Source organism: Microcoleus sp. OTE_8_concoct_300, assembly GCF_031383065.1.
In the GTDB taxonomy this organism is placed as follows: Bacteria; Cyanobacteriota; Cyanobacteriia; order Cyanobacteriales; family Microcoleaceae; genus Microcoleus.
The window spans coordinates 20,019-28,072 of record NZ_JANMZH010000349.1 but is presented as its reverse complement, the minus strand read 5'-3'; the positions used below and the strand labels follow the sequence as shown (position 1 = coordinate 28,072).

General features: G+C 44.2%; 8 protein-coding genes and 1 tRNA gene. 5 read left to right on the top strand and 4 right to left on the bottom strand.

Translation table 11 applies throughout. From position 1 onward, the window contains the following. On the bottom strand, window positions 1-840 hold an 840-nt coding region (gene psbA / locus ACUVJL_RS15970; RefSeq protein ID WP_445246746.1), incomplete at its 3' end, for a photosystem II q(b) protein. A gap of 361 nt (window positions 841-1,201) precedes the next feature. On the opposite strand from psbA, the gene cofG reads away from it, so the two are divergent. Both cofG and ACUVJL_RS15960 read left to right on the top strand, forming a co-directional pair. Then, a complete protein-coding gene (gene cofG / locus ACUVJL_RS15965) occupies window positions 1,202-2,158 on the top strand; it encodes a 7,8-didemethyl-8-hydroxy-5-deazariboflavin synthase subunit CofG (RefSeq protein WP_445246745.1) in 957 nt (318 codons plus the stop codon). Window positions 2,159-2,326: 168 nt separating this feature from the next. After that, window positions 2,327-2,764, top strand: a complete 438-nt coding sequence (locus tag ACUVJL_RS15960) for a hypothetical protein (RefSeq protein ID WP_445246744.1) — start codon at window positions 2,327-2,329, stop codon at window positions 2,762-2,764. 98 nt (window positions 2,765-2,862) lie between these two features. Here ACUVJL_RS15960 and ACUVJL_RS15955 read toward each other — a convergent pair whose 3' ends face one another. The 3 genes from ACUVJL_RS15955 to cpdA all read right to left on the bottom strand — a co-directional run bounded on the left by ACUVJL_RS15955 (window position 2,863) and on the right by cpdA (window position 5,145). Continuing rightward, window positions 2,863-3,639 (bottom strand): SDR family oxidoreductase, encoded by a 777-nt coding sequence (locus tag ACUVJL_RS15955; RefSeq protein ID WP_445246743.1) that lies wholly within the window; start codon window positions 3,637-3,639, stop codon window positions 2,863-2,865. Window positions 3,640-3,801: 162 nt separating this feature from the next. Then, window positions 3,802-4,305 carry a hypothetical protein gene (locus ACUVJL_RS15950; RefSeq protein WP_445246742.1) on the bottom strand — a complete coding sequence of 168 codons (504 nt, stop codon included), beginning with the start codon at window positions 4,303-4,305 and terminating at the stop codon, window positions 3,802-3,804. 57 nt (window positions 4,306-4,362) lie between these two features. Continuing rightward, window positions 4,363-5,145 carry a 3',5'-cyclic-AMP phosphodiesterase gene (cpdA, locus tag ACUVJL_RS15945; RefSeq protein ID WP_445246741.1) on the bottom strand — a complete coding sequence of 261 codons (783 nt, stop codon included), beginning with the start codon at window positions 5,143-5,145 and terminating at the stop codon, window positions 4,363-4,365. A gap of 197 nt (window positions 5,146-5,342) precedes the next feature. On the opposite strand from cpdA, the gene ACUVJL_RS15940 reads away from it, so the two are divergent. The 3 genes from ACUVJL_RS15940 to ACUVJL_RS15930 all read left to right on the top strand — a co-directional run bounded on the left by ACUVJL_RS15940 (window position 5,343) and on the right by ACUVJL_RS15930 (window position 8,054). Continuing rightward, window positions 5,343-5,413: transfer RNA gene (locus tag ACUVJL_RS15940), tRNA-Cys, on the top strand. Between the two features lie 312 nt (window positions 5,414-5,725). After that, window positions 5,726-5,899: a hypothetical protein gene (locus tag ACUVJL_RS15935; RefSeq protein ID WP_445246740.1), complete on the top strand. Its 174-nt coding sequence runs from the start codon at window positions 5,726-5,728 to the stop codon at window positions 5,897-5,899. A gap of 61 nt (window positions 5,900-5,960) precedes the next feature. Then, complete coding sequence (locus ACUVJL_RS15930) at window positions 5,961-8,054, top strand: helicase HerA domain-containing protein (RefSeq protein WP_445246739.1); 2,094 nt, start codon at window positions 5,961-5,963, stop codon at window positions 8,052-8,054.

Below are 8,054 nucleotides of genomic sequence, written 5' to 3'. Positions count from 1 at the left end.
TACTGGCCATGCACCTAACAAGAAGTGCAAAGAACGGCTGTTGTTGAATGAAGCGTATTGGAAAATCAAACGACCGAAGTAGCCGTGAGCTGCGACGATGTTGTAGGTTTCTTCTTCTTGACCGAATTTGTAACCGTAGTTTTGCGATTCGGTTTCGGTTGTTTCACGAACCAAGGAAGATGTTACCAAAGAACCGTGCATGGCAGAGAACAAAGAACCGCCGAAAACACCAGCTACTCCCAACATGTGGAACGGGTGCATCAGGATGTTGTGCTCAGCTTGGAACACGATCATGAAGTTGAATGTGCCGGAGATACCCAAGGGCATACCGTCAGAAAAGGAACCTTGTCCGATCGGGTAAATCAAGAATACTGCGGTTGCTGCTGCAACTGGTGCAGAGTAAGCGACGCAGATCCAAGGACGCATACCTAAGCGGTAAGACAATTCCCATTCACGACCCATGTAGCAAAATACACCGATCAGGAAGTGGAAAATTACCAATTGGTAAGGGCCGCCGTTGTACAACCACTCATCGAGAGAAGCTGCTTCCCAGATTGGGTAGAAGTGCAAGCCGATCGCGTTTGAAGAAGGAACAACAGCACCTGTGATGATGTTGTTACCGAACATTAAGGAACCTGCAACAGGTTCGCGGATGCCGTCGATGTCCACAGGAGGAGCAGCGATGAAGGCGATGATGTAGCAGATGGTGGCAGTTAGCAAGGTAGGAATCATCAAGACGCCGAACCAACCTACATAAATGCGATTGTCGGTGGATGTTACCCAGTTACAAAACTGTTCCCACAGATTGGCGCTTTCGCGCTGTTGTAAAGTGGTTGTCATGTGTTTATGATTGCTGTATTTGGTTGTCAATGTTCGTGACGGCTTTGTGTTCCGCCATGTAAATAAACATAAAGCTTTTATTTCAGTTTGTAAAGGACTTTTAAGCACATTTTTTATTATAGTTATCATAAGCAAGGCTTATATAAAGCCACAAGGCTTGCTGTATGGGGAGTTTAAAAGCAGAAGACGGAATTTGTGGGCGATCGAACGAGAAGAAGAATGTTCATAATCTACCGGGGCAACGAGATTCGGGACTGGCGTCCGTGTTAAGATAGATGAAGGGTTGCGATCGCCAACCGCAAAACTCGCACTGCACAGATATATGTTGTTGCGCAAGTCCGATCGATAAAAGTCCCAAGGAATGTCCCGCACCGTCACCTACAGCCCTGCTTATACTCTGGTTCCCACTTACGAGTGTTTTAACCGCTGCACCTATTGCAATTTTCGGGCAGAACCCCTGCAAAGTCCTTGGCTGACACTACCATCCGCCGAAAAACAGCTTTTGCTGTTGCAAACTCAAGGTGTAATTGAAATTCTCATTCTCAGTGGCGAGGTACACCCTCACAGTCAACGGCGAAAAGCTTGGTTGCAGCGGATTTACGATTTGTGCGAACTGGCACTTGCTCTGGGATTTTTGCCGCATACTAATGTGGGGCCGCTCAGCTTTGAGGAGATGGCACAGTTAAAAAAGGTAAATGTATCGATGGGGCTGATGCTAGAACAACTTGCCCCACATTTGTTACAAACTGTTCACCGGCACGCACCGAGTAAAGTGCCGGCGCTGCGGCTGCAACAGTTAGAATGGGCTGGGAAATTAAAGATTCCGTTCACAACTGGTTTGCTGCTGGGAATTGGGGAAAGTGAGGCCGATTGGATTGAGACATTAGAGGCGATCGCCCGGATTCATTCGCGTTACAATCACATTCAAGAAGTTATCCTCCAGCCACACAGTCCGGGAAATCAGCAAAGTTGGGACGGTGAAGTTTTTGATTCTACAAAAATGCCCGAAGTAATTGCGATCGCCCGCAGCATTTTACCATCTGAAATCAGGTTGCAAATTCCGCCAAATTTAGTTGCACAGCCAGACATATTGCTGGCTTGTTTAGAAGCAGGTGCTAGAGATTTAGGAGGAATTGGGCCGCGGGATGAAGTTAATCCCGATTATCCTCACCTGCAACACCCAACTTTAACAGAAATTTTAGCAGCATCGGGATGGCAAGTTGTGCAGCGTTTGCCTGTTTATCCTCAGTACGATAAGTGGCTGCCGCAGATATTGCAAAGTGCTGTCAAACACTGGAGGCTTGGGAATATTTATTAAATTTATGGCGTTTACGTCACTTATTTGTTGAGATATCATATAGGGGTGCTTGGTCAGGTGAGGTATATCCTTGGAGATCAAAAGCTTGACAATCGAGGGATTAAACATACCTCACTAGGGTGAGAAAGGCTATATGTAAATAGAATTTATCAGTTTGCGGGCAATCTTATGTTCAAAAATCTTGTGATTAATCTAATCTTCACGGCCGGAGTTTTCTTTCCTTCTTTTTCTGGTGGAACCGTCGCTACCCCCTTGCTCGAAGTTCAAAATCCCAGCGCATATCCGGAGGCTGACAAAAATGGAGACTACCGCATTGTCAACGGAAATAGTGGAGTCATGCCTTGGGTGTGGGAAGCCGTAGATCCCGAAGGTTTGAATGTTCGCTGCCAAGATAGGACTGGTCAAAGTAACCGACTGGATATGCTTGAGTTGCCAGTTGATAGGATTATGCCAACTGGAGAAAGATTTGATACTGTTGGAATTTCTCTTGATCGGCGGGGAAAACCTTGGCTATGGGTTGGTACTTCATTCAGTCGATTTCGCTGCTGGGTCAGAGCTAATACAAATTACGTCCGGCCGATTCAAAGAATTAATCGCAACCTATAGCCTTTCTCGCTATAGTAAGGTATGTTGAATTTCTTTAGTGGAAAGGTTTTTAGCTTTAAAGATATACCTCATGTGACTAATAACCGCTATATCAGATTTTAAATCAAAGAACCACCACCATCAATCCACACTTCAGTGCCTGTGATAAAGCTGGACGCATCGGATACTAAAAATAAAACTAATTGGGCGATTTCTTCGCTAGAACCGGGGGTATTATCCGTCAAAGGAATCAGGTCTTGAATGGCATCAGGCGGGAGTGGAATGTCATCAAGATGGCGCTTAACCGTGCTTTCCCCAATGGCAGTCACCACCGCGCCCGGACAGATAACATTGACTCTGATTTGGCTGGGAGCAAGCTCTAGCGCCAGCATTTTCGCTAAAGCTACTTGGGCCGCTTTGCTGGAAGCGTAAGCTGTGGCGCCAACTTTCTTGAAACTTCTGGTGCCATTAATCGACGATGTAATGACAATCGAACCTCCTTGTTTTTTCAGATAAGGAACAGCATACTTAACAGTCAAAAATGTTCCTCTGAGGTTGGTATTAATTGTCTTGTCCCACTCTTCGGGTTCTATCTCTTCTATCGGCGACCATACACCGTTAATACCTGCATTTGCCAACACAATATCAATTCTTTGATATTCATCAAAAATGGTTTGAAATGCCTGTTGCATTTGCACAGAATCGGCCACATCTGCTGCAACAGCTAGCCCGCAGCCTCCTTCATCGACCAACTGGCGGACGGTTTCTTGCCCGGTTTCTAAAGTGCGATTGATAATAGCAACTTTTGCGCCTTCCTTGGCCAATAAAATTGCTGCTGCACGACCAATTCCCGACCCGCCGCCAGTAATAACGGCAACTTTATCTGAAAGTTTCATAATTTTTTATGTAAAATAACATTATACACGATCGCATAGCATAAAAATATGACTCTAGAGAGAGCTTTAGTCCTAACTATACATAGGTTTTAGTTATCAAAAATATCAAAGCAAAAAGTAAAAAGATATCTTGCTTTTTACTTTTTACCGTTAACACAGTCCTTACGGCTGCGGAACCCAGACAGAAACTGAACCGGCGTTACACCTAAAATCAGCCCAACCATCCTCATTAGTTGTGATTGGTTCTTGGATGTGTTCGGTGATGTCAATATAAGTTCGATTCCGTTGTCCGACTTCCATAAACTTGCTGCCATCGCCTCCGTTAGTGAGTACCACAGCCATGCCGCCCGGATGTTCTTCATCTCGGAGTCGCGTCCAGCCAATGGTGTTGGCGTGGTGGAAGTAATCGTACTGATTGCCGTAGGAATAAGTTTGGCGGGCTAACAAGAATTTGTCTAAAATCGCCTGATGTTTGTCTAACCAAATCTCGTATTCATTGCCATCATTTGCTTTATCCTTATAGTTAGCGCCGTAATAATCCGGGTAAAAAATGCACGGATATCCTTCGCGCCGCAGCAGGATTAAAGCGTAGGCAAGGGGTTTAAACCAAGCCTCGACCACCGATTCTAGGGATTGTAAGGGTTGGGAATCATGGTTGTCAACCAAGGTAACGGCGAGGGTGGGCTGGTCTTGGACGAGGGTGTTATCAAAAAGCGAAAAATATTAATCGGATGGCGATTGTGCGGCAACTCGCTCAACTCTGGTGTTCCAAGTACCGTCGATCGCCAATTCAAGCAATCTAAATCCCGGCGGGATTTCGTCAACTATAATCGGATGGCTTTTGGGTAAAAGTTGGAGGCAGGTACTGGGCGTTCCTAAGTAGGAAACTCCGCTTCGCTGTTGGTGAAATTCTTGGTGAATGTGGCCGCAGAGGACTATTTTGATTTGAGGATATCGATCGACAATTGCCAAAAATTCATCGGTATTGTGCAGCATCATTCCATCCATTATTTCACAGTCGATCGGCAGCGGATGATGGTGCAAGGCAATGATAACAGGTCGATCGCCCGTTTGTTGCAGTTGAGAGTCGAGCCAATGCAAGCTTTCTGGGGAAAGCCGCCCGCCGTCGCATCCCGCTTCCACACTCGAAAGTAATAGAAATTGCCAGTTTCCTAGCATCCATGATTTTTCTGGGGAAAGAGGCGACTGATTTAAGATTTCTGCCATGACTGGGAGGTTGTCGTGGTTCCCAGGTATCCAGTAGGCGGGTATTCCGAGGGGGGCGATGAGGGAGACGAGGCGCTGGTAGGATTCGGGTGTTTCGTCTTGGGATAAGTCGCCTGTGAGTAGGAGTAAGTCGGGCGGCGGCTGTATCTGTTGCAAGCGATCGAGAACTGCTTGCAGGGTGCGGGCTGTTGAGAGGCCTTGCCATTCTCGATCGATCTCTGCAAACAAGTGAGTGTCCGTGATTTGGGCGACGAGTAGGGGAGAAACTGGTGGTGTCATGGCTGCTATTGCGGGTCGTTGCTATAGTTCTAGAGTACCTTCCCACAAGGGTTTTGGGGATATGGAAAGGGCGATGCCCTACCCTTGGGGAACCCACGCGCGTTGGGGATAGCTGCGCTTTACGAAATTTTTGACAGGTATGTTAAATTTTTCGAGATTTGGTGTACTATAAGAAAACGTCAAATTTAAGACGTGACGGCGGCATAGCCAAGTGGTAAGGCAGAGGTCTGCAAAACCTCCACCCCCAGTTCAAATCTGGGTGCCGCCTTTTTTAAGGATAGGCAATAAACTCTCAAACCTGCTTTTTTGCGTGGTTTGAGGGATTGTTGCAAAGTGTGCATCAGATACGATAAAGCTCAAAAAGTAATGCAATTCTAATGAAGTGCAAAATTTAGAGCAACAGTGGTACTGTGGACTAATCTAATTAGTTGGCTTCACATACCAAAAATAAATTAATTTATAAAAAAAATTAGGAATTAAGGGGCTTGATTGGAAAATTAAATAATTCTTGCATTTTAGCTGGGTCTGCTTGTATTTGTGGTACAAATAAGCAAATAAGAAATGTTGAAGGTCACGCCTCATGGATGAAAACCGCCTCCGAGCTTACCTGAATCTGATTCAATTGCTGCTTAGTTGTCCTGCTGAGGAAGAGGGGGAACAGTTGCAAGAGCACTCTGAGTTTGTTGACTCAGGCTTGATTAAAGTGATGCAGCAAGTGCCGAGTCGGATGGCGGCGGATGGCGATCGCGCTTAACTCGTAGAGTTTGACAGAAACAAGAAATCATATCTAGTAATTAATTAGTAATAGTAGTCGTATGAAATCAGAGCTTGAAAAGGTATTTGGCGAAGATCAATCCAACTCTGCTGAACTAACTGCCAAGGAAATCTTCGGATCTATAATTCAATTAAATCAGTACGTCGGTGAGGTATATTCCATTAGCTATGAAACAGCCTTAGTTCAAATACACGATTACTACCGGAAGCAAGTAGGTGGAATTCCTAGCCTTAGCTTCTTAATTGCTACCCGTGTCAACCCAAAAGATGGTATCGATTACACCACTGAAGACGCATCTCTAGTTCTTCTGCGTGTTATGGATGCTGCGCCACTTCCTAACGCATTTGAAGCGGAGCGGGTGCGAGTCGAAGCTGCCCAGCGAGCTAGTGGAGAAGATATACACTGGGATAATCCAGATATGATGGACGGTCACAGTTCCCAGCTTTTTTCTTTTGCTGGTATCAAGTGTAAAGTTATTGGCACTTTCTTCTTAGAGCAAGCTTCGGGTAGTGAAGTAGCAGACTCGCTAGTCCTTCGTTTTGGTAGCGATATTTCTAATTACTATCCAAATCGGGGTCTAAAGGTCTATAAGCCAAATGATAAAGCCTTATCGCAAATAGTCAATTATCGCGATCCAGATCGTAAAGATTGGCAAACAAAAAAATTTGTTGTTGTTGGTCAAATCCGCTACGCATCTACTAATCGATCATTCCAGGGAGTTTCTAATGTCCAAGTGGAACTTCTGCCAGCAGATTTACTTGGTCAAAAAACGGCTCTATTTGGTATGACCCGTACTGGGAAATCAAATACTACTAAAATCATCCTTCAATCCGTATTTGATCTGAGGTTTGACAAAGAAAAACCACTCCGAATTGGCTCGATAGTTTTCGATCCAAACGGAGAGTATGCAAATGAAAATGAGCAAGATGCTAATCAACAGAAAAATCCATCAGCTATCAAAAATATTTGGAAGTCTAATGCTGCTGGCAAAGAGGAAGATGTTGTAACTTATGGAATTTTGTCTCATCCAAACGATCCCAAACGCAAGCTGATGTTATTGAACTTTTTAGAGGAGAAAAATCTTCAAATTGGTAAGGATATCATTGATGCCACATTAGCATCTGACGGATCAAAATACATCCAAAACTTCCGGCAGGTTATTTTTGAGAAACCCGCTGAAAATGATTACAGTGCAATGACTCGCTACAACCGTCGAGTCCTCGTATATCGTGCCCTGCTAGTTCAAGCTGGTTTTTCCGTTTCACCATACCTTAAACCAAAAACTGACACATTATTTAATAAGGAGCTATTTGAGGCTATGAAGAATAGCCAAGGTAAAAATAGCACTGATCACATATCTGCTGCTGAGATCCTGAGTAAGAAAGAATCTACATGGCCTCAAATAGCAAATGCACTTAGTCATCTTTATGACTTTATGATGGACAAAAATAGTGGTTATGAAGCATTTGAAAAATGGTATGTTAGCGATCGTCCAAAAGCATCAGGCGATCTCTGGGCAGATGAGGATTTAAAAAAGTTATTGGAAATGTTTAGTCGCCCTAATGGGCCTAGACAAATTGGTAAAGTACGGAACCAACACACTAACAGCACAACTGCTGATTATGCAGTAGAAATTTATAAACATTTAAAAGCTGGGCGGCTGGTTATTATCGACCAATCGAGTGGAGATCCTGAAATTAATCAATCTTCCGCTGACCGGATTATGTGGCATATTTTTAGAGAAAACCAGAATTTATTTCGTCAAGGAGTCAAAGAAATACCTGAAATTCTGGTTTATCTGGAAGAAGCCCATAACCTTCTGCCTGTAGGAACAGATATGGATCTCAAGAATGTATGGGTGCGGACAGCAAAAGAGGGTGCAAAATATCATATTGGTATGGTCTATGCAACCCAGGAAGTTAGCAGCATTCAACGTAATATACTTAAAAATACTGCTAATTGGTTTATCGGGCACTTGAATAACACAGATGAAACCAAGGAACTCCGAAAATATTATGATTTTGATGACTTTGAATCATCAATTCGTCGCGCTCAGGATCGGGGCTTCCTTAGAGTTAAGACATTGAGCAATCTTTTTGTTATTCCAGTTCAGGTCAAAAAATTTGAGGTTTAG

Excerpts from the sequence above, each read along its gene's own strand:
- cofG (WP_445246745.1), top strand. The coding sequence starts at position 1,202 with ATGTCCCGCACCGTCACCTACAGCCCTGCTTATACTCTGGTTCCCACT.
- ACUVJL_RS15960 (WP_445246744.1), top strand. The coding sequence starts at position 2,327 with ATGTTCAAAAATCTTGTGATTAATCTAATCTTCACGGCCGGAGTTTTC.
- ACUVJL_RS15955 (WP_445246743.1), bottom strand. The coding sequence starts at position 3,639 with ATGAAACTTTCAGATAAAGTTGCCGTTATTACTGGCGGCGGGTCGGGA.
- cpdA (WP_445246741.1), bottom strand. The coding sequence starts at position 5,145 with ATGACACCACCAGTTTCTCCCCTACTCGTCGCCCAAATCACGGACACT.
- ACUVJL_RS15935 (WP_445246740.1), top strand. The coding sequence starts at position 5,726 with ATGGATGAAAACCGCCTCCGAGCTTACCTGAATCTGATTCAATTGCTG.
- ACUVJL_RS15930 (WP_445246739.1), top strand. The coding sequence starts at position 5,961 with ATGAAATCAGAGCTTGAAAAGGTATTTGGCGAAGATCAATCCAACTCT.